This is a genomic window from Suipraeoptans intestinalis, assembly GCF_034091795.1.
In the GTDB taxonomy this organism is placed as follows: Bacteria; Bacillota; Clostridia; order Lachnospirales; family Lachnospiraceae; genus Suipraeoptans; species Suipraeoptans intestinalis.
In genome coordinates, this window is the sequence record NZ_JAXFXH010000026.1 from 18,382 (window position 1) to 39,541 (window position 21,160).

Annotated in this window: 20 protein-coding genes; all 20 read left to right on the top strand. The window is 48.5% G+C overall.

Annotated elements, in window-relative coordinates:
* Nucleotides 1–56: 56 nt before the first annotated feature.
* Nucleotides 57–1,337: a glycine/sarcosine/betaine reductase component B subunit gene (locus tag SOW26_RS09030; RefSeq protein ID WP_276959493.1), complete on the top strand. Its 1,281-nt coding sequence runs from the start codon at nt 57–59 to the stop codon at nt 1,335–1,337.
* Nucleotides 1,338–1,350: 13 nt separating this feature from the next.
* On the top strand, nt 1,351–2,661 hold the full coding sequence (gene grdB, locus SOW26_RS09035; RefSeq protein WP_320652272.1) for a glycine reductase complex selenoprotein B: 1,311 nt from the start codon (nt 1,351–1,353) through the stop codon (nt 2,659–2,661).
* A gap of 34 nt (nt 2,662–2,695) precedes the next feature.
* Nucleotides 2,696–3,640 (top strand): thioredoxin-disulfide reductase, encoded by a 945-nt coding sequence (gene trxB / locus SOW26_RS09040; RefSeq protein WP_154478596.1) that lies wholly within the window; start codon nt 2,696–2,698, stop codon nt 3,638–3,640.
* A 116-nt stretch (nt 3,641–3,756) separates the two neighbouring features.
* Nucleotides 3,757–4,074, top strand: coding sequence for a thioredoxin TrxA (gene trxA, locus SOW26_RS09045; RefSeq protein ID WP_276959491.1), 318 nt, complete (start codon nt 3,757–3,759; stop codon nt 4,072–4,074).
* A 66-nt stretch (nt 4,075–4,140) separates the two neighbouring features.
* Complete coding sequence (grdA, locus tag SOW26_RS09050) at nt 4,141–4,614, top strand: glycine/sarcosine/betaine reductase complex selenoprotein A (protein ID WP_154478600.1); 474 nt, start codon at nt 4,141–4,143, stop codon at nt 4,612–4,614.
* A 122-nt stretch (nt 4,615–4,736) separates the two neighbouring features.
* Nucleotides 4,737–6,272: a glycine/sarcosine/betaine reductase complex component C subunit beta gene (grdC, locus tag SOW26_RS09055; RefSeq protein ID WP_154478602.1), complete on the top strand. Its 1,536-nt coding sequence runs from the start codon at nt 4,737–4,739 to the stop codon at nt 6,270–6,272.
* Between the two features lie 12 nt (nt 6,273–6,284).
* Nucleotides 6,285–7,436 (top strand): glycine/sarcosine/betaine reductase complex component C subunit alpha, encoded by a 1,152-nt coding sequence (gene grdD / locus SOW26_RS09060; protein ID WP_276959489.1) that lies wholly within the window; start codon nt 6,285–6,287, stop codon nt 7,434–7,436.
* A gap of 312 nt (nt 7,437–7,748) precedes the next feature.
* On the top strand, nt 7,749–8,702 hold the full coding sequence (locus SOW26_RS09065; RefSeq protein WP_154478606.1) for a substrate-binding domain-containing protein: 954 nt from the start codon (nt 7,749–7,751) through the stop codon (nt 8,700–8,702).
* A gap of 90 nt (nt 8,703–8,792) precedes the next feature.
* Complete coding sequence (locus tag SOW26_RS09070; RefSeq protein WP_276959487.1) at nt 8,793–10,292, top strand: sugar ABC transporter ATP-binding protein; 1,500 nt, start codon at nt 8,793–8,795, stop codon at nt 10,290–10,292.
* A gap of 20 nt (nt 10,293–10,312) precedes the next feature.
* Complete coding sequence (locus SOW26_RS09075) at nt 10,313–11,299, top strand: ABC transporter permease (protein ID WP_154478610.1); 987 nt, start codon at nt 10,313–10,315, stop codon at nt 11,297–11,299.
* A 40-nt stretch (nt 11,300–11,339) separates the two neighbouring features.
* The gene (locus SOW26_RS09080) at nt 11,340–12,308 is read left to right on the top strand and encodes an ROK family protein (RefSeq protein WP_276959485.1); all 969 of its coding nucleotides are present in this window, start codon (nt 11,340–11,342) and stop codon (nt 12,306–12,308) included.
* A gap of 16 nt (nt 12,309–12,324) precedes the next feature.
* Nucleotides 12,325–13,194: a class II fructose-bisphosphate aldolase gene (locus SOW26_RS09085; RefSeq protein ID WP_276959483.1), complete on the top strand. Its 870-nt coding sequence runs from the start codon at nt 12,325–12,327 to the stop codon at nt 13,192–13,194.
* Complete coding sequence (locus SOW26_RS09090) at nt 13,191–14,138, top strand: 6-phosphofructokinase (protein WP_276959481.1); 948 nt, start codon at nt 13,191–13,193, stop codon at nt 14,136–14,138. The genes SOW26_RS09085 and SOW26_RS09090 overlap by 4 nt, the downstream gene beginning before the upstream one ends.
* Before the next feature lie 36 nt (nt 14,139–14,174).
* The gene (locus SOW26_RS09095) at nt 14,175–14,966 is read left to right on the top strand and encodes a DeoR/GlpR family DNA-binding transcription regulator (protein WP_276959479.1); all 792 of its coding nucleotides are present in this window, start codon (nt 14,175–14,177) and stop codon (nt 14,964–14,966) included.
* A complete protein-coding gene (locus SOW26_RS09100) occupies nt 14,959–15,972 on the top strand; it encodes a dihydroxyacetone kinase subunit DhaK (protein ID WP_276959477.1) in 1,014 nt (337 codons plus the stop codon). The genes SOW26_RS09095 and SOW26_RS09100 overlap by 8 nt, the downstream gene beginning before the upstream one ends.
* A 17-nt stretch (nt 15,973–15,989) precedes the next feature.
* Entirely contained in the window at nt 15,990–16,649 is a 660-nt protein-coding gene (gene dhaL, locus SOW26_RS09105; RefSeq protein WP_154478620.1) for a dihydroxyacetone kinase subunit DhaL, read from the top strand.
* Nucleotides 16,646–17,608: a 1-phosphofructokinase family hexose kinase gene (locus SOW26_RS09110; protein WP_320652273.1), complete on the top strand. Its 963-nt coding sequence runs from the start codon at nt 16,646–16,648 to the stop codon at nt 17,606–17,608. Before dhaL ends, SOW26_RS09110 begins: the two co-directional genes overlap by 4 nt.
* A 362-nt stretch (nt 17,609–17,970) precedes the next feature.
* Entirely contained in the window at nt 17,971–19,161 is a 1,191-nt protein-coding gene (locus SOW26_RS09115) for a GNAT family N-acetyltransferase (RefSeq protein WP_276959475.1), read from the top strand.
* On the top strand, nt 19,158–19,625 hold the full coding sequence (locus SOW26_RS09120) for a threonine/serine exporter family protein (RefSeq protein WP_154478624.1): 468 nt from the start codon (nt 19,158–19,160) through the stop codon (nt 19,623–19,625). The genes SOW26_RS09115 and SOW26_RS09120 overlap by 4 nt, the downstream gene beginning before the upstream one ends.
* Before the next feature lie 67 nt (nt 19,626–19,692).
* Nucleotides 19,693–21,153, top strand: coding sequence for a glutamate--tRNA ligase (gltX, locus tag SOW26_RS09125; protein WP_320652274.1), 1,461 nt, complete (start codon nt 19,693–19,695; stop codon nt 21,151–21,153).
* Nucleotides 21,154–21,160 lie beyond the last annotated feature (7 nt).

Consider the following 21,160-nt stretch of genomic DNA (forward strand, 5'->3'; position numbering starts at 1 on the left):
GGTTGCAGAGCGTTTCGCTATGACAATACACATTTCATATGAAGGAGGAATTTACAGTGAGATTAGAAATGGGACACATTTACATCAAGGATGTTCAATTCGCTTCAGAATCCAAGATTGAAGACGGAATCCTTTATGTATCCGAAGAGGAAGTGCGCAAAGTGGCAATGGAGGATGACAAGATCAAAAAAGTATCCTTTGACATTGCAAAACCGGGAGAGTCTGTGAGAATCACACCGGTAAAGGACGTAATCGAGCCGCGTGTAAAAGTGGAAGGACGCGGAGGGATCTTCCCGGGCGTGATCGCAAAAGTGGACACGGTAGGAGAGGGAAAGACCTATGCACTAAAAGGAATGGCTGTAGTGACAGCAGGCCCCATTGTAGGATTTCAGGAAGGGATCATTGATATGACGGGACCGGGCGCCGACTATACTCCGTTCTCCCAGACATTGAACCTGGTAATGGTATGTGAGCCGGTGGACGACATTAAGCCTCATGATTATGAAAAGGCAGTAAGATTTGCAGGGTTCCGTGTAGCTGTTTATCTGGGAGAGCTGGCAAGAAACCTGACTCCGGATGAGACAAAGGTATATGAGACCTGCACCATCAAGGAAGGAATGACCCAGTATCCGGATCTTCCTAGAGTGGCTTATGTGCAGATGCTTCAGAGCCAGGGACTGCTTCACGACACCTATGTATACGGAGTGGACGCAAAGAAGATCGTGCCGACCATCATGAGCCCGACAGAGATCATGGACGGAGCCATCGTATCAGGAAACTGTGTTTCTGCATGCGACAAAAATCCTACCTATGTACACCTGAACAACCCGGTAGTACACGACCTGTTTGAACAGCACGGAAAGACCATCAATTTTGTGTGTCAGATCATCACCAATGAAAATGTGTATCTGGCAGACAAGCAGCGCTCTTCCGACTGGACGGCGAAGCTTTGCAAGATGCTGGATCTGGACGGAGTGATCGTATCACAGGAAGGATTTGGAAATCCGGATACCGACCTGATCATGAACTGCAAGAAGATCGAGGCAGAAGGGGTTAAGACAGTCATCATCACAGATGAATACGCAGGACGCGACGGAAAATCCCAGTCTCTGGCAGATGCAGATGCAGCGGCAGACGCGGTGGTAACAGGCGGTAATGCAAATCAGGTGATCATCCTGCCGAAGCTGGATAAGGTGATCGGAACGATGGATTATGTAACGAAGATCGCAGGAGCCAGCGATGAGACACTTCGTGAAGATGGATCTTTAGAGGTAGAGCTTCAGGTGTTGACTGGTGCTACGAACGAAACCGGATTCAACAAGCTGAGTGCAAGATAAGGAGGACAGTACGATGGCAAAATTAAGAGTGGTTCATTACATCAATCAGTTCTTTGCTCAGATTGGTGGAGAAGAAAAAGCGGATTATCCTGCAGAGATTCGTGTGGGAGAAGTAGTAGGACCGGGTGTGGCATTTGCGGCATCCTTTGGAGAAGAGGCAGAGATCGTTGCGACCATCATCTGTGGAGACTCTTACTTCAATGAAAATCTGGAAAAAGCAAAGGTAGACATCCTGGCGATGGTAAAAGAGCAGGCTCCGGACGTATTCATCGCAGGACCGGCATTTAACGCAGGACGTTACGGTGTTGCATGCGGAACTATCGCAGCGGCTGTTCAGGAAGAACTGGGTATCCCGTCCCTGACAGGTATGTATGTGGAAAATCCGGGTGCGGACATGTTCAAGAACCAGGTATATATGGTTTCAACCAAGAACAATGCGGCAGGTATGAGAGACGCGGTGAAGAAGATGGCGCCGTTGGCTCTGAAGCTGGCGAAAAAAGAGCAGATCGGAGCTTCGGCAGAGGAAGGATACATGCCAAACGGCGTGCGTGTCAACTTCTTTGAGAAAGAAAGAGGATCTAAGAGAGCGGTAAAAATGCTGCTGAACAAGCTGGCTGACAAACCGTTTGTAACAGAATTCCCCATGCCTGACTTTGACAGAGTAGAGCCCAATCCGGCCGTGAAGGATCTGGCACACGCTAAGATCGCTATCGTGACTTCCGGAGGTATCGTTCCAAAAGGAAATCCGGATCACATTGAAAGCTCCAGTGCTTCCCGCTACGGCGAGTATGATATTACCGGAGTAAATGATCTGACAGAGGAAACCTATGAGACGGCTCACGGCGGATATGATCCGATTTATGCAAATGAGGATTCAGACCGTGTTATCCCGGTGGACGTGCTTCGAGATATGGAAAGAGAAGGCGTGATCGGAGAGCTGCATCACCTGTTCTATACCACGACAGGAAACGGAACGGCTGTTGCATCTTCCAAAGCGTTTGCAGCAGAATTTTCCCAGAAACTGAAAGCAGACGGAGTAGACGCTGTGATTCTCACTTCTACATGAGGAACCTGTACTCGTTGCGGTGCAACGATGGTGAAAGAAGTGGAGAGAGCAGGAATTCCGGTGGTACACATCTGTACCGTTACACCGATTTCCATGACAGTTGGAGCAAACAGGATCGTTCCGGCTATCGCGATTCCTCACCCGCTGGGAAATCCGGCACTGGATAAGGCGGAAGAAAAAGTGCTTCGTCGTCATATTGTAGAAAAAGCATTAGAGGCTTTGACGACAGAAGTAGACGGACAGACTATTTTTGATTAATTCCAAGAGAGGAAAAGAAGGAGGCAGAAAACAGATGAGCAAAGTGTATGATGTGGTAATCCTGGGAGCAGGACCTGCCGGTCTGGCAGCCGGACTGTATGCAGGCAGAAGCCGTTTGTCTACTCTCATCATTGAGAAGGGACAGGACGGCGGACAGATCGCCATCACGGACGAGATCGAAAACTATCCGGGGCAGATCGTGGAGGGAGAGTCAGGACCTTCCCTGATCGCAAGGATGACCAAGCAGGCAGAAAGATTTGGTGTGGAGAGAGTATCTGATACCATCAAGGAAGTACAGCTGGAAGGAGACGTAAAAGTCCTGAAAAGCGAAAAAGGAGAGTATCAGGGAAAAAATGTGATCATCGCCACCGGAGCGTATGCACGCCCCATCGGATGCAAGGGAGAGGCTGATTTCATCGGAAAAGGCGTATCCTACTGTGCCACCTGTGACGCCAACTTCTTTGAAGATTTTGAAGTGTATGTGGTAGGCGGCGGAGATTCCGCCGTAGAAGAGGCGATGTATCTGTCCAAGTTTGCAAGGAAAGTGACCATTATCCACAGACGTGATGAACTTCGTGCGGCAAAATCCATCCAGGAAAAAGCATTTGCCAATCCAAAGATCGAATTCTTCTGGGATTCCGTAGTAGAGGAGATCTACGGCGAAGATATCCTGCAGGGAATGATCGTAAAAAATGTAAAGACCGGAGAAACCAGAAAGGTAGAAGCAGATCCGGAAGACGGAATGTTCGGCTTGTTTGGGTTCATCGGAACCATCCCCAATTCCAAATTGTTTGAGGGGATCATCGATATGGATGAAAGAGGATACATCAAGGGAGATGAGGATATGCACACCAATGTTCCCGGTGTATATGTGGCAGGAGACGTTCGTATCAAGAGCCTTCGCCAGGTAGTAACGGCGGCAGCTGACGGAGCGATCGCAGCAACCCAGGTGGAAAGAAGCCTGTCCAACTATTTCTAAAAAATGAAGGGGGCGGCCGAAGGAAGAGAAGATCCCTCCGGCTGCCTCCCGGAAGAAAGCAGACAGCCGAAGCTGTCAGAATCAATCAGAGAACGATGAAAAATGGAGGTAGCAAGATGTTAGATCTGGATAAGACAAATTTTGAAGGAGAAGTATTGAAGGCAGATGGATACGTATTTGTAGACTTTTACGGAGACGGATGTGTTCCCTGTCAGGCACTGATGCCGAAGGTGCATGAGTTTGCAGAAACTTATGGAGACAAGATGAAGTTTACGTCTTTGAACACTACAAAGGCACGCCGTCTTGCAATTTCCCAGAAGATCCTGGGACTTCCGGTTATGGCGATCTACAAAGGCGGAGAAAAGATCGATGAAGTCGTAAAGGACGACGCGACACCGGAAAGCATTGAAGCAATGATTCAGAAATACATTTAATCGGGGGTATTTCTTGATCATAAAGCAACTTGAAGTAGGTATTTTCAGAAAGGAGAAAGCATAATTATGGCTATTTTAGAAGGAAAAAAAGCAATAATTATCGGAGACCGTGACGGAATTCCGGGACCGGCGATCGCAGAATGTGTGCAGACGGCCGGAGCCGAGATTGTGTTTTCCTCAACGGAGTGCTTCGTTTGAACGAGCGCAGGTGCAATGGATTTAGAGAACCAGAAAAGGGTAAAAGAATTTGCTGACGAGTATGGTGCAGAGAACTTGATCGTAGTTCTTGGTGCAGCAGAAGGTGAAGCAGCAGGACTTGCTGCTGAAACTGTAACAGCAGGTGACCCGACGTTCGCAGGTCCATTGACGGGAGTCCAGCTTGGACTTTTAGTATATCATGTATGTGAACCGGAGATGAAAGAAGAGTTTGACGAGGCTGTTTATGATGAACAGATCAGTATGATGGAGATGGTACTTGACATTGATGACATTGTCAGCGAGATGACAGCCATCAGAGATGAATTCTGTAAGTTTTTATAAAGTGAAAGGTTACACTTTCGGCGGAGGCAGGTCGGACCGCTCCGCCGATATCATCATAAGGGTCTGACCGGCAGGCTCTTTCTTTTCTAATAAGAGAAAATAAGAAAGGTGGAAAACCAAGAATGAATAGCGTAATTAAGGGAGCAAGTTATGTTTTAGTGCATACACCGGATATGGTGTTATATAATGGAACGACACAGACGACGGAAAAGATCGTAAATCCGGAGTCCGACTATTTAAAAGAAGTACCCAACCATCTTCGTACCTACGAGGAGGCGCTTACTTACTGGCCGAATCAGACCTATATTGGGAACGCTCATCCGGAAGAGCTTGCTGCGGTAGAGTTTCCGTGGTTTGACAAGAAAAAAGAAGATGCAAAACGCTATGGTAAATATGGAGAGATCATGCCACAAGAGGAATTTTTACTGCTGGTGCAGGCTTGTGACATGTTTGAAGTCGTAAGACTGGATAAAGAATTTGTAGCAGAACACAAAGAGGCTTTTGCTGCCAATCCTGTGATTTCCCAGGATATTGTGGAAAAGATCCACGAGGGCGCAGAGCTTTCTGAAATCGAAAAGTTTGTAACGGAAGAACATGCGGAAGGTCTGTACCATGACGGAAAGTTGGTAGGATGCGTAAAAAGAGCGCACGATATCGACGTAAACCTTTCCTCCCACGTTATGCACGAGAATCTGATGAGCAAGGCTTCCAGCGTACTGGCTCTGCTTCACGCAGTGAAAAATGCAGGGATCAGCAAAGAGGATGTAGACTACGTGGTGGACTGTGCAGAGGAAGCCTGCGGAGATATGAACCAGAGAGGCGGCGGCAACTTTGCAAAAGCGGCAGCCGAGATCGCAGGGCTGGTAAACGCTACTGGTTCCGATGCAAGAGGATTCTGTGCAGCGCCGACCCATGCGGTGATCGAAGCGGCGGCTTTGGTAAAATCCGGAGCATACAAGACGGTTGTAGTAACATCCGGAGGATGCACGGCGAAACTTGGCATGAATGGAAAAGATCATCTGAAGAAGGGGCTTCCTATTCTGGAGGATTGTCTGGGAGGATTTGCCGTAGTCATTACAGAAAACGATGGAGTGAGCCCGGAGATCAATCTGAATATTCTGGGACGTCACTGCGTAGGAACAGGAAGCGCACCGCAGGCGGTAATCGGAAGTCTGGTTTCTGAGCCACTGGAGCGGGTAGGAATGAAGATCACGGACATCGATAAATATTCGCCGGAGATGCAGAACCCGGATATCACCAAGCCGGCAGGAGCAGGGGACGTTCCGATGGCAAATTACAAGATGATCGCAGCCCTGGCGGTAAAACGCGGCGACATCGACAGAAAAGAGCTGGCATCCTTTACGGAAAAGCATGGTCTGACCGGATGGGCGCCTACGCAGGGACATATTCCTTCCGGTGTGCCTTACATCGGGTTTGCATGTGATGATATTCTGGCAGATAAGATCAAAAACGCCATGATTATCGGAAAAGGAAGTCTGTTCCTGGGACGTATGACCAACCTGTTTGACGGAGTATCCTTCGTGATCCAGAAAAATGAGGGAGCAACGGAAGAGACGGCAGGGGTTTCCGAAGAAGAGGTAAAAGGACTGATCGCAAAGGCAATGAAAGAGTTTGCTGCTACTCTTATGGCAGAGTAAGGGGTGGTGACGATGGCAAATAAGATAGAGCAGATGATCGCATCCACATTCATGGAGATGGCACAGGGACTGGAGACCGGAAGCTTTGGCAAAAAGCCCAGGATCGCCCTGACAGGGATGGGAAGCGAGCATGGAGAAGAAAACGCAATGGAAGCTGCCGTGATGGCAGCAAAAGAAGGGATCGAGGTATATTACATCGGTACCCTGGAAGCGGAGGGTGTGATCACCGTAACCGTGAAGGATGAAGAAGAAGGCCACAAGAAAATGGAGGAGCTCCTGAAAAACAAAGAGGTGGACGGAGCCGTTACCATGCATTTCCCCTTCCCTATCGGGGTATCGACGGTAGGAAGAGCGATCACGCCTGCAAAGGGAAGAGAGATGTTTGTGGCGACCACTACCGGTACTTCCAGTGCAGATCGTATTGAAGGTATGATCAAAAATGCGATCTATGGAATCATTGCTGCAAAGGCCTGCGGCAAACAGGATCCGACGGTAGGGATCCTGAACGTGGATGGAGCAAGGCAGACCGAGATCGCATTGAAGCAGTTAAGAGACAACGGATATGCTATCAGCTTTGCAGAGTCTGCAAGAAGTGACGGCGGCTGTGTCATGCGGGGAAATGATGTGCTTCAGGGATCGGCGGATGTAATGGTGTGCGATTCCCTGTCAGGAAATATCCTGATCAAGATGCTTTCTTCCTACACGACAGGCGGAAGCTACGAAGCTGCCGGATATGGATATGGCCCAGGTATCGGAGAAGGCTATGAGCAGCTGGTAATGATCATTTCCAGAGCATCCGGCGCGCCTCTGATCGCAGGAGCGATCCGCTATGCGGCAGAACTGGTCAGAGGAAAGGTGTTTGAGGTGGCAAAGAAAGAGTTTGCCGCAGCCAAGAAGGCCGGCCTGACAGAGATCCTTGCTGCAAGAAAAGGAGCAGAGAAGCCGGCTGCAGCAGAGGAAGTAGCGGCACCGCCCAAAGAGGTGGTCACAGAACAGATTGCCGGTATTGAGATCATGGATCTGGAGGATGGCGTAAAGACGCTGTGGAAGCTGGGGATCTATGCGGAAAGCGGAATGGGCTGTACCGGACCGATCATCCTGGTATCTGCACAGAACCTGGAAAAAGCAGCGGAAGAGCTGAAAAAAGCAGGGTATATTAATTAAAACAAACGGCAGGATCTTGTCTGTCATAAAAAGGGTGTCCAAGCACTCTGAATGGAAGCATTCAGATGTTTGGGCATTCTTTTTTTGTGCCCCCTTTTGGAAATTTCGAAAGCCTAAAAAGCCTGGAGGGAGGAAAAATGACGGAAAGAAATATCACCAAGAGATGGCATTGTACACAAGAATAGAAGGGTGATTTTGTGCAAACAAACAAAAACGATAATAAACGATAATAAATAAACTAAAAATGTTGACTAAAAAGAATAAAAACGATAATATAACTTCATCAAAACTACCTAAGAGGAGGAAAAGTGAATGAAAAAGAAAATCGTAGCAGGACTGTTGACGGCAGCCATGGTATGCGTGATGATCGCAGGCTGTGCAGGGCAGAAAGAGACAAAGAAGGAAGGAGAAAAGAAAGAGGAAGCGTTTAAAGCAGGGTTTGTGGTAGGTTCCTTTGAACATGTGTTTTATCAGCAGATCCGCGACGGGATTGAGGAGCAGGCAAAAGAACTGGGAATGGATGCAACCGTTACAGACGCAGAACTGGATCCCAATATCGCATCCGACAGGATCCAGGATTTTGTAACGCAGGGCTGTGACGCAGTGGCTCTTTCCTGTAATGATGCGGCAGGGGTAAAACCGGCCATTGAGAATGCAGACAAAGAAGGCGTAAAGATGTTTACCTTTGACTGTACGACGGATTCAGAAGCGATCCAGTGCTTTGTAGGAACAGACAATCTGGAAGGCGGAAGACTGGGCGGACAGGAACTGCTGAAATATTCCAAAGATGGAGATACAGTAGGAATTATCTGTTATCCGACAGCTTCTTCCTGTCTGGATCGTCAAAACGGAGCATTGGAAGTGCTGGAAAAAGAGGACCGTAAAGTAGTCTATGACAACAACTACGAAGGAGATGCCAACAAAGCGCAGGAGATCATGGAAAACATGCTGACAGCACATCCGGATATGGCGGCAGTGTTCTGTGTGGGAGATCCGGCTGCAACAGGAGCGCTTGCGGCGATCAAGGCTGCAGGATCCGACTGTAAGATCATCGGATTTGACGGAAATCCGGAAGCAAAAGAAGCGATTGCCGATAAAGAAGGAAACGGAAAATGGTGGGTGTCTGAAATCGCACAGAATCCGAAGGAAATCGGAAAACAGATCGTAGAACAGATGCATCAGTATCTGAGCACCGGAAAAGTGAAAGAAAAAACGATTTACATTGCTCCGTATGTTATTGATGCAAGTAATGTAAGCGAAAAATAGGAGACATCTACAGCAGGCAAAAGCCAGATAAGGACAAAAAGGAGCAGGCGGGCAGTTTGTGTCCGCCTGAACTTGTGAAGGGATAGGGATATGAAGCCGATTTTTCAAGTAAAGCAAATCAGTAAAAGCTTCCCGGGAGTAAAAGCGTTGACAGAGGTCAGTATTGATTTTTATCCGGGAGAGGTTCATGCATTGGTTGGAGAAAATGGTGCGGGAAAATCTACATTGATCAAGATCATGTCGGGAGTGTACACCCCAACGGACGGAGAATTGATCTATCAGGGAGAAAAACTGTCGTTCAAGGCGCCAAAGGAAGCCATTGATCTGGGAATTCTGGTGATCCACCAGGAGCTGAGCGTAGCAAATCATCTGACTGTGGCGGAAAATATCTATCTGGGCTGCGAGCCCAGAAGGAAGAACGGAATGCTGGACAGGAAGAAAATGAACCGGGATGCACAGGCAATTCTGGACGAGATGAATGTAGATATGCAGGCGGATATGCTGGCAGGACATTTAAACGCCGCCCAGCAGCAAATGATCGAAATTGCAAAAGTAATTTCCAAGCAGGCCAGGATCGTGATCATGGACGAGCCTACCTCGTCACTTTCAGAGCATGAGATACAGTCTTTGTTTATCCAGATCAAAAAACTGATCGAGAAAAATGTATCTGTTGTATATATCACACACAGGATGAAAGAGATCACAGAGATCGGACACCGTGTTACCGTCCTGAGAGACGGCTGCAAGGTAGACACCATGCAGGTGAAGGAAGTAACCGAAAAAGAGATCGTTTCACGGATGGTAGGAAGGGAAATAGGCGATTACTACCACAAAAAAGAGCATAAGAGAGGAAAAGAAATGCTCCGTGTGGAAAATCTGTCTAAACAGGGAGTGTTCTCAGAGATTTCCTTTTGTGCGTATGCGGGAGAAATCGTAGGATTTTCAGGACTGGTAGGAGCCGGAAGAACGGAAGTGATGGAAGCGATCTTCGGAGCCACCGGATATGAGGAAGGAAAGGTCTATCTGGAGGGGAAAGAGGTGCTGTTTCGGACGCCGAAGGAGGCCATCCGAAGTAAGATCGGACTGGTGACGGAAGACAGAAGACGGACGGGACTTCTCCTCAAGAAAAAGATCCGGGAGAATATCGTTCTGCCCAGCCTGACAAGGCACCGAAAAAAGCTGGGATTTCTGAACAAGGCATGGGAGGTCACATCCAGCAGGCAATATATGGAAAAATTAAAGATCAAAGCGCCGGGCATCGATACGGTGGTAGGAACCTTGTCGGGAGGGAATCAACAGAAGGTCATACTGGCAAAATGGCTGGTTGCGGATTCCAAGATTCTGATACTGGATGAACCTACAAGAGGGATCGATGTCAATGCAAGGTCGGAATTCTATACGCTGATGAATGACTTTGTGGAACAAGGCGGGGCGATCATCATGATTTCTTCCGAAATGCCGGAAATCCTGGGAGTATCTGACAGGATTATCGTGATGCGGGAAGGAAGGATCAGCGGAGAACTGTCCAGAGAGGAAGCGACAGAACAAAGAGTGATTCATATGGCAAGTATCACCAGTGAGAAGGAGTAAGGAAGAGAGGACGAAAGACTATGAGTGTTAAAAAATGGCTGAACCAGAATATTGTAATCGTCGTGTTGGTTTTGCTTTGTATTGGATTTGGACTGGCATCACCGGTGTTTTTTACAGTGAAAAACATTACGAACATTTTATCGCAAATGTGTATCAATGCGCTTCTGGCGTCCGGACTGGTGTATGTCATCATCCTGGGCGGGATTGATATTTCGGTAGGAAGTGTGGTCGGACTTTCCGGAGTCCTTTCTGCGTGGATCGGACTGCATTTTTTCCCAAACATGAATGTGGTGGAAGGCGTTCTTCTCTTACTGGTATCAGGATTGGCGGTGGGAACGGTTATTGGAGCGATCAACGGGATCATGATCGCAAAATTTAAAGTGGTTCCCATGATCGCAACGCTCGCCATGCTCTCCATTGCAAGAGGAGCGGCTTATATTGTGTCAGACGGACAGCCTGTTTACGGACTTCCCAACAGTTTTGCGTTTCTGGGAGCCGGACGCATCATAAAAACAGAAAATTCCCCCAATGGGATCATTCCGGTTATCGTAATCTTCACAGCAGTGATCGTGGTGATCATGCATATACTGTTGTCGAAAACAGTGTTTGGACGCCATGTTTATGCGTGCGGGAGTAACGCAAATGTTGCGCACTTAAGTGGAATCAGCGTACCCAAGATTACATTTATCTGCCATGTTCTATGTGGAATAACGGCAGCGCTTGGCGGAATCGCCATGGCGTCCAAGCTTCAAAACGGGCAACCGGCAGGAGGAGAAGCTTATGAAATGTATGCAATCGCATCGACCGTGCTGGGAGGAACCTCATTGGCCGGAGGAAGCGGATCTGTGGGAAGAGCCATGTTTGGAGCGGCGGTGATCGCAGTGATCAACAACGGAATGAATCTGATGCAGATCAATTCCTATTGGCAGAAGGTGGTGATCGGAGCGATCATCCTGATGGCGGTAGTTCTGGATATGGCACAGCAGGGAAAGACGAACAAACACTAGGAAGCAGAGCGAGGCAGGGAAGCGGGGTGAGGCTGGAATCATGAAAAAGTATTATATTGCGTTGGATATAGGAGGAACAAAGACGTCGGGGGCCGTTTTTTTACAGGGTGGAACGATCGCAGAGGATTATGTGTACGTCACCCCCTCGAAAACTTTTGACGGAGAAGAGGCCGTGTACCAAAACACAAAAGGAGTGGTGGATCATCTGCTCCGTCGTTTTCAGATAGAAATCTCAGATGTTCTGGGAATCGGAGTGGGATGTCCGGGGCCGCTGGATCGGAAGACGGGAGTGATCCTGCACGCCCCTATGATGCGATGGAGAAATTTTCCGCTGATAAAGAGGCTTCAGGAAGATTTTCCGGTACCGATCTGTCTGGACAATGACGGAAATTTGGGAGCTCTGGCTGAACAAAGATGCGGAGAGGCCAAAGGAGAGGAAGCGGTTTTCTATATGACTGTCAGTACAGGCTGCGGCGGCGGATTGGTAGTAGATGGAACGATCTATCATGGGGCAAAAGACGGAGCGATGGAAATCGGGCATATGTGTGTGGAAACAGAAGGAAGACAGTGCCCCTGCGGAGCAAAAGGATGCTTTGAATTATATGCATCAGGGACGGCTCTGAACAGGCGGGCGAACAGTCAGATCCGACGGCACAAGGACAGCATCCTGTACAGGCTGGCAATGGAAGAAGAGCGGGAAATTACAGGAAAAGATATTTTGGAAGCGGCAGAGAAAGGGGACTTTTTTGCCCTGGAACTTTACCGAAAGGAAGGAGAATATCTGGGGATCGGAATCGGAAACATTCTGCGGCTGTTTGATCCTTCGGCCGTCGTGCTGGGAGGAGGCGTGACAAAAGCAAAGGCATTTTTTCACGATGCGATGGTCCGCACGCTGAAAAGCCGGGGATTTGTAAATATGAAAGAAGATATGATCCGTTATTCTCGCATGAATGACAGGGTAGTACTTTATGGAGCTTATTATCTGATAAAAGAAGAAACACTTTCGTAAGTGGGAAGGAGATTATATGTTAGTGACTTTGAAGGAAATCTTATCGAAAACAAGGACAGAAGGATACGGAGTAGGCGCTTTTAACTATAACGACTATGAGGATGCAAAGGGAATCGTGGAAGCTGCGGTGGAAGAGAATGCACCGGTTATTCTGATGGCTTCTATGGGCGCGGTAAAATATATGGGATTAAAGCATGCGGCAGAGATGGTGAAGGAACTGGCAGAAAAGGCTCCTGTTCCGGTGTGCCTGCATCTGGATCATGCAACGGATGTGGAGCTGATCAAGGATGCGGTGCGTGCCGGATTTACCTCTGTTATGATAGATGCGTCGAAGCTGGATTACGAGGATAATATCCGGGTGACAAAAGAGGTGGTGGAATTTGCAAGACCCTATGGATGCTCTGTGGAATCCGAGCTGGGAACAGTGGGGGGAAAAGAAGAACAGATCGAAGCGGAAGACGATGTATCCGGATATACCAGACCGGAAGACGTTCCGGATTTTGTGGGACGTACAGGGATCGACGCACTTGCGGTTGCCATCGGGACCTGTCATGGATTTTATAAAAAAGAGCCTAAAATAGATTTTGACAGACTGGGAAAGATCGTAGAACTGACAGACTGTCCGCTGGTACTTCATGGCGGCTCCGGCGTTCCGGAAGAGGACTTTAAAACCTGTGTGAAAATGGGAATGAGTAAGATCAACGTCGGGACGGAATTAAAGGCGGGCTTTTCCCGGGCTCTCCGTGAAGCAGTGGAAAAAGAACCGAAGGAAGAATTTGACCCGAGAAATTATATGAAGTATGTGATCCGCACCTGTAAGGCGATCGCAAAGGAAAAGATGCAGATTTTTGGAAGTACGGGCAAAGCATGGAAGGAGCAGGCATGAAGCTTGGAGTCATTACCAGCGGAGGAGACGCCCCGGGCATGAACCCCTGTTTGGCACAGATCATTCGGGAGGGACAAAAACGCGGGCATGAGATCATAGGGTTTGAAGGAGGGTTTCGCGGGATCGCAGAAAACAGATGCCGAAAACTTTCGCCGGAGGAAGTGACTTTGTGGTACCAAAGAGGAGGCACCTGCATCAAAACAGGGAGGTTTCCGGAACTGGAAAAGGAGTCGGCACAGAAAAAGGTTGCAGAGCAGCTGAGAGCGCACCGGATAGAAGGTCTGCTGGTCTTGGGAGGAGACGGCTCCTTTAAAGGGGCGCTGGCGGTTCACCGCATATTCCCGGAACTCAATATCATCGGGATTCCCTGCACCATAGACAATAATGTGTACGGGAGCGACTACACACTGGGATTTGACACGGCTTTGAATACACAGACGACCTACCTGGACGGACTGATGGATACGGGAGAATCTCTGGACGGAAGGGTGTTTTTCATTGAAACCCTGGGAGCCTATGACGGATATCTGGCACAGAGCACCTACCTGATGGGCATGGCGGAATTTGCGGTTCTGGATGAAATGCCAATGGAAGAGGAAGAGATCATTCGGAAGGTGCTGCAGGCAAGAGAAGAAAAAAGATCAGGAAGTATTTATGTGATGTTTTCCGAAAGCGACGGGAAGCATAGATGTTTAAGGATTGCAGATGTGATTCGGGATAGATATAATATAAATATCAAGTGTAGTATATTAGGATTCAGTCAGAGAGGAAATGCGCCGACAGCCAGGGACAGATTGATGGCCTCCGGATTTGCGGACAGAGCGATCCGGGCGATGGAAACGGGAGTAAAGAACCAGTATATTGTATATCGCAAAGGTGAGTTTCAGTACATGGATATTTCAAATGCATCAAAGAAGAAAGTATTTGACTGGCACCACATATAATCTACTTCACGATAAATAAAGGCGGTGGAGACGAGTATGTTACCTGAGGAAAGAAAAAATTATATCTATAACATCATCAATGAACGAAAAGTGGTCAAGGTTTCGGAACTGAGCAAAGAACTGGAACTGACAGAGGCAACCATCCGGAGAGACCTGGAAGAACTGCAAAATGAGAAAAAGCTCCGGCGCACCCATGGCGGGGCAGTGGCGCTGCAGCCGGAAGAAACCTTTTATGTGATCCGACAGCTGGCGACCATCCATGTGCAGGAAAAGCAGGCGATCGCCAAAAAGGCGTATGAATTTATCGAGGACGGCGACACCCTGATTCTGGATGCGTCCAGCACGACGCAGGAGCTTTGTAAGCTGATCGCAGAAGGTAATAAAAAAGAGCTGACGGTTATTACAAACGCATTCAGCGTGGTGAATATTCTGCGGGTAAAGCACGATATGATCATTATCCACACAGGGGGAGTGGTGGAGCCAAAAACAGAGTCCAGTATAGGAGATTTTGCCGTCCGCCAGCTGTCTAAACTAAAGGCAGACAAGGTGTTTATGGGTGTCAACGGGATCGATCCGGAATTTGGTTATTCCATCACAAACCTAAATGAAGGAAATGTAAAAAGAGCCATGATCAATTGTGCGGCAGAGGTCTTTGTGATCGCAGATCACAGCAAATTTTCTTCAACGTTTTTATCTCAGGTGGCAGAGCCGGAAGGAGAGGTGGACTACCTGATCACCGACCGGAAACATCCCAAGATAGATTACAGTGTGTATGAAAAAAAAGTACATTTGATTTTTGCAGAAGAAACAGGAGGCTGTAGTGAATAAGATCATAGAAAATCCGGATACCATATTAGAGGATATGGTAGAGGGGTATCTTGTGTTAAATCAGGGGAGGATCCGTCCCATCTGTGATGAGGCGGGACAGCCGATCAAAGGAGCGCTGACAAAGGTACACGGAAGGAACAAGGTCAGCATCGTGATCGGCGGCGGAGCGGGAAACGAACCGTGGTGCCTGGAATATGTGGGAAAAGGAATGGCGGATGCAGTCGTTTCTGGAAATGTCTACATGGCGCCTCCGGCCTTTTCCCTTCTGGAGGCCGGAAAAGGGATTTATCATGAAAAGGGGATCCTGTTTGTAGGAACCAACCATATGGGAGATCTTCTGAATTTTGAACTGGTGGGAGAATTGCTGGCAACAGATCCCAAAGAGCGGATCAAGACAGAATGTGTATTTGTGAATGACGACGTTGTCAGTGATGAAAAACCGGAAAGAAGAAGAGGGATCGCCGGCATTTTTTATGCGGTAAAAATGGCGGGAGCGGCTTCGGAAAAAGGCCTGGATCTGGCAGAATGTAAAAGGATCACGCAAAAAGCCATCGACCGCACAAGGACGATGACGGTGACAACCTCTGCCGGAGTGATGCCTTCCAACGGGATTCCCATGGCGGATCTTCCGGACGGATATGTGGAATATGGCATGGGTTTTAACGGAGAACCGGGAATCAGGCGGGAAAAGCTTCCGGCAGCTTCCGCGATGACAGAGTATATGCTGGAAACCCTGATGGAGGATCTCAAGCTGAAAAAAGGGGAAGAACTGGCAGTACTGATCAGCGGTCTGGGAGGAAGCAGCCGGCTGGAGCTTTTGATCGTGGTGCAGCAGGTAAGCAAATGGCTGCGCCATCGTCAGATCCCGGTGTTCCGGATAGAGCAGGCAGATATTTTTTGTCCGCAGGAGACAGGAGGATTTTCTGTCACAGTACTGGCGCTGGATGAGGAGTTAAAGCCATATTTCCTGCATCCGGCGGAGATTGACAGATATCACAGAGAATAAGCATACGGGTGAAGATTATGACGGCAATAGATAGCAATGAAGTAAGACAGATGTTTTGTGCAGTAAGTAGACGCATGATCGATATGGAACCATACTTGACGGAGATCGATAATCGAGTAGGAGACGGAGACCACGGAATCGGCATGAAGATTGGATTTTTACAGGTGGAAAAAGTTCTTTCCGCCGGAAGGTATGACACGGTTAATCAGGTGTTCCGGGAGATCGGATATACGCTTCTGAAAGTGATGGGCGGAGCGTCGGGCGTTCTTTTTGGAACCATGTTTGTCAGCGGACTTGTGGGAATGGAAGAGAAGAAACAATTTACGATGGAAGACTTTGCATGCCTGTTCCAAAAATCTGCAGAAGCGCTGACCAGGCGGGGAAAAGCCGGAATAGGCGATAAGACTATGATGGATGCATTGATCCCGGCGGCCGGAGCGATGAAAGAGGCTTTGGATCTGCCTTTGGAAGAAGGCTTTCAAAAGGTCGCCAAGGCGGCAGAGGCGGGAATGGAGTACACAAAAGAATGTGTAGCAGCCTTTGGAAGGGCAAGGTACTACAAGGACAAGGCAAAAGGCTTCCAGGATGCAGGAGCGACCTCCGTCTATCTTATTTTTCAGACCATGGCCGACTGGATCGTAGGGCACGCAGAAAAGCATCGGGAGGAAACAGTGTGATAGGAACAATGACTTTGAATCCATGTATGGACAAGACCATTACCATTGATGGATTTCACTACGGAGGGCTGAACCGGACCAATGAAGTCCGGGTGGACGCTTCGGGAAAGGGGATCAACGTATCGATCGCCCTGACGCAGCTGGGCCGGGAAGTGCGCAGCTTCGGAATTGAATTTGAAAACGGAAGCGAACTGTTCCGGAAACAATTAAAAGAACAGGGGATTTCGTATGAAAGCATTCTGGTTCCGGGAAATTTAAGAGAAAATATCAAGATCCGAAACAGCAGGGACCGGATCACAACAGAACTGAATCAGAGAGGAGATTACCTTTCTCCCTCGCATGTAAAAGAGTTTTTGGAAAAGCTGTACCAACAGATTCCAAAGCTGGACGTATTGGTGATCACAGGCTCTGTGCCGTGCGGCGTGGAAACGGACGTATATGCTTCCGTCATCCGGTACGCCAACTGCCATGGGGTAAAATGTATTCTGGATGCGGAAGGGGAGCTGCTGCTTCGGGGGATCAAAGAAAAGCCGTACCTGATAAAGCCCAATTTTTTTGAGCTGGTCACGGCCTTCCATCTGGAGAAAAAGGGCATGGGAGAGCTGTTGAAGGTGTGCAGGGAAATCCTGCAAAGTGGAGTAAAAGTCATATGCCTGTCCATGGGAGAGAAAGGCGCTTTGATCCTGGATCAGGAGGAAATTTATTTCTGCCGTCCCAATACATTGGACGTTAAGAGCACACAGGGGGCAGGAGATTCCCTTGTAGCAGGACTTTGTTCTGCCATAGAAGACGGAAAAGAGCTGTCACAGATGCTTCGCTATGGGGTGGCGGCCGCACAGGGCTCTCTGATAAAACCGGGAACCCTGCTTTGCACCAGAGAGGACTTTGAGCATTTTTATCCGATGATACAGATCGAACGGATCGATGAAAAGTCTTTGGAAGGGCTACTGGACTTTTAGGGGACAACAGGGGAAACCCGGGAAGAAAACGGAAATGGCGGAATGTCCCGGGCGAAAGCGCGGAAAAAAGATAAAACAGACGGAGACGACAAAAACAAAAGAGCGAAAAAGAGACAGAGCCATTGCGGACAGGAAAGAAGAGCTTCACCTGCGGTGGCTTTGTTTTTTATTTTGCGTGGGCCGGCCAGGAATCTGTGCAAAAGGCATAAAGCCGGAGTTATAGATCAACACGTTTTGACCTATAAGCCTAAAGCCGCTCCGTATGAAGAAGGGGAAATCGGGATCAACTATTGATAAAATAAAAACAGACGGTGGAAGGGGGAAAAGAAATTTGCTATAATGAGGCGGTTAGGAGAGAAACGATGCAGATAGTACAGTTAGCAAACAGAGAAAAAATGGAACAGGAGGACTTCCTGAAAGAAGTAAAAGAAAGAGAGTTTCCGGCAGAGGCTCTTCAAAAAGCGGAGAAAAAGGGCGGAACGGAAGAAATCTATGTTTTGGAAGAGGAAGGGGTGAAAGCAGTCGCGTTGCTCCTTCCCCTGAAAAACCGAAAGGCCAGTATCCGTTGCCTGGTGGTCAGACCGGAAGAGAGAAGAAGAGGCTATGGAAAAAAACTGCTGCAGTTTTTATGCAGGGAATGCAGCAGGCGGTTTGATACCCTGTATGGGTTTTCCTGTGGGGAGGAAGGGATTGAATTCTACAAGGCCTGCGGCTTTGTCAATTCCCATATGGAAACGGATGCCACCTATCTGAAACGGATGCTGGATTCCCAGATCGACGTCAAAAAGGTTGTGGACATGGCCATGGAAGCAGGCAGGATCCTTTTGAAAAATGGAGCGGAGATCTTCCGGGTGGAAGAAACCATTACCCGGATCTGCAGGCATTTTGACGTAGAAACGGTAGAAATTTTCACATTAAGTCATGCGATCTTCGTCAGTGCGGAGGATGGAATGAACCAAACCTATACGAAGGTGCAGCAGGTGCCTTTATCTTCTCCCCATCTGGGGATCGTGACAGAGGTCAATTCTCTTTCCAGAAGGATCGAGGCAGGGGAGATAGAGCTGTTTCAGGCTGTGGAGATCCTGAAGGAGATCGACAGGATGCCGCCGAAGAAAAGCTATTTTCAGATTTTGGCGGCAGGGATGGGAAGCGGATTTTTTGGTTATCTGCTGGGAGCCAGCCAGGTGGAAAGTCTCATTGCAGGGGGGATCGGAGCGCTATTATATGTGTGGGTGCTTTTTTCCAGAAAACACCGGATCTCAAAGATTATCACCAACATTGCGGGAGGAATGATCATCACTACGCTGGCGCTTTTGGCCGGACAGATTCCATTGCCTTTTCCCATCCGGCTGGAGGGAATGATCATCGGGGCTATCATGCCGCTGGTGCCGGGGCTTGCCTTTGTCAATGCCATCCGGGAGATTGCCGACAGTGATTTTCTGGCGGGGACTGTACGGATGATCGACGCACTTCTCGTGTTTGTATACATCGCCGTAGGCGTTGGAATCACGCTGAGTGCATACAGCAAGATGATGGGAGGGATGGGACTATGATCAAAGAAGTGATAACCAGCCTGATCTGCCCCTTCTTTGGAACCATCGGATATGCGGTCATGTTTCAGGTGCCAAAAAAATATTATGTCAGCTGCGGACTTACGGGAATGCTGGGATGGATCGTGTACCACACGGCCAACATGCGGGTATCGGCGGGAGTGTCGGCCTTTTTGGGCGCACTGGTGGTGGTACTGTTTTCCAGGATGCTGACGGTCCGGATGAAGTGTCCCATTACGATTTTTCTGGTATCCGGTATTTTTCCGCTGGTGCCGGGGGCCGGGATCTATTTTACCGCCTATTATTTCGTGACCAATCATTTTGCGCGAGCGGCGGCTCAGGGAATGGAGTCTGTCAAGATCGCCTTTGGGATCGTTTTGGGTATTGTACTAGTGGTCTCCGTTCCGAGAGATCTGTTTTCCTGGTCTTACTGGAAGGAAAAGCGGATCCGGAAGAAACAGGGCTGATTGTTGATAGACAGAAAGCATTTGTGTTACAATGAACATATTAAGGAAAGAAAGAAGGAAACTGGAAATGAGTAAGGTAAGAACAAGATTTGCACCCAGCCCCACAGGCCGGATGCATGTAGGGAACCTGAGAACGGCGCTGTATGCCTATCTGATCGCGAAGCATGAGGGAGGAGACTTTATGCTGAGGATCGAGGACACAGACCAGGAACGGTTTGTGGACGGGGCGCTGGAGATCATCTACCGCACACTGGAAGAGACGGGACTGGTACACGATGAAGGTCCGGATAAGGATGGAGGAGTAGGCCCCTATGTACAGAGTGAACGGAACAGATCCGGTCTGTATCTGCAATATGCAAAACAGCTGATCCGGCAGGGAGACGCCTATTATTGTTTTTGTGACAAGGAGAGGCTGGAATCTTTAAGAAGCCAGGTATCCAGCGAGAATGGGACGGAGATCGTTGTGTACGACAAACATTGCCTGCACTTATCCCAGGAGGAGATCGAAAAGAATCTGGCGGAAGGGAAGCCCTATGTGATCCGGTTTAATATGCCTACAGAGGGAATTACCACATTCCAGGATGATATTTACGGATCGATTTCTGTTCCCAACAAGGAGATGGAGGATCTGATTCTGATCAAATCAGACGGATATCCCACCTACAATTTTGCCAACGTGATCGATGATCATTTAATGGGCATTACCCATGTGGTACGAGGAAATGAATACCTTTCCTCAGCACCCAAATACAATAAAATCTATGAAGCTTTCGGATGGGAAGTACCGGTCTATGTGCACTGTCCTTTGATCACGGATGAGAATCACAAGAAGCTGAGTAAGCGGTGCGGACATTCCTCCTACGAGGATTTGATCCAACAGGGATTTGTGAAGGACGCAGTGGTGAATTATGTGGCGCTTCTGGGCTGGTGTCCTTCCGGCAATCAGGAGATCTTCTCGCTGGAAGAGCTGGTCAGGGAGTTTGACTACCATCATATGAACAAGTCTCCCTCTGTATTTGATATGACAAAGCTGAAATGGATGAACGGAGAATACCTGAAAGCAATGGACTTTGATACCTTCTTCCGGATGGCGGCGCCCTATCTGGAAAAAGTGATTAAAAAGCCTTACGATCTGGAAAAGATCGCAGCTCTGGTCAAGACGAGGATCGAGATCCTGCCGGATATCTGTGAGCAGATCGACTTTTTCCAGCAGCTTCCGGAATATGATACGGCGATGTACTGCCATAAGAAAATGAAGACGAATGAAGAAAATTCCCTGGAGGTACTGCGGGAAGTCCTTCCCATTCTGGAGAAACAGGAATCCTTTGAGAACGACGCTTTGTTTGCAACATTGAAAGCTTATGCAGAAAGTATAGAAAAGAAGATCGGCTATGTGATGTGGCCGCTTCGGACGGCGGTGTCGGGAAAGCAGAGCACACCGGGCGGGGCTACGGAGATTATGGACATTCTGGGAAAAGAAGAGTCTCTGGAGAGGATTCGTCAGGGGATCCGCCTGCTGGAACAATAGGAGAATC

Coding starts and splice junctions, on each gene's coding strand:
- trxB (WP_154478596.1), top strand. CDS start 2,696: ATGAGCAAAGTGTATGATGTGGTAATCCTGGGAGCAGGACCTGCCGGT.
- trxA (WP_276959491.1), top strand. CDS start 3,757: ATGTTAGATCTGGATAAGACAAATTTTGAAGGAGAAGTATTGAAGGCA.
- grdC (WP_154478602.1), top strand. CDS start 4,737: ATGAATAGCGTAATTAAGGGAGCAAGTTATGTTTTAGTGCATACACCG.
- grdD (WP_276959489.1), top strand. CDS start 6,285: ATGGCAAATAAGATAGAGCAGATGATCGCATCCACATTCATGGAGATG.
- SOW26_RS09065 (WP_154478606.1), top strand. CDS start 7,749: ATGAAAAAGAAAATCGTAGCAGGACTGTTGACGGCAGCCATGGTATGC.
- SOW26_RS09070 (WP_276959487.1), top strand. CDS start 8,793: ATGAAGCCGATTTTTCAAGTAAAGCAAATCAGTAAAAGCTTCCCGGGA.
- SOW26_RS09075 (WP_154478610.1), top strand. CDS start 10,313: ATGAGTGTTAAAAAATGGCTGAACCAGAATATTGTAATCGTCGTGTTG.
- SOW26_RS09080 (WP_276959485.1), top strand. CDS start 11,340: ATGAAAAAGTATTATATTGCGTTGGATATAGGAGGAACAAAGACGTCG.
- SOW26_RS09085 (WP_276959483.1), top strand. CDS start 12,325: ATGTTAGTGACTTTGAAGGAAATCTTATCGAAAACAAGGACAGAAGGA.
- SOW26_RS09090 (WP_276959481.1), top strand. CDS start 13,191: ATGAAGCTTGGAGTCATTACCAGCGGAGGAGACGCCCCGGGCATGAAC.
- SOW26_RS09095 (WP_276959479.1), top strand. CDS start 14,175: ATGTTACCTGAGGAAAGAAAAAATTATATCTATAACATCATCAATGAA.
- dhaL (WP_154478620.1), top strand. CDS start 15,990: ATGACGGCAATAGATAGCAATGAAGTAAGACAGATGTTTTGTGCAGTA.
- SOW26_RS09115 (WP_276959475.1), top strand. CDS start 17,971: ATGCAGATAGTACAGTTAGCAAACAGAGAAAAAATGGAACAGGAGGAC.
- SOW26_RS09120 (WP_154478624.1), top strand. CDS start 19,158: ATGATCAAAGAAGTGATAACCAGCCTGATCTGCCCCTTCTTTGGAACC.
- gltX (WP_320652274.1), top strand. CDS start 19,693: ATGAGTAAGGTAAGAACAAGATTTGCACCCAGCCCCACAGGCCGGATG.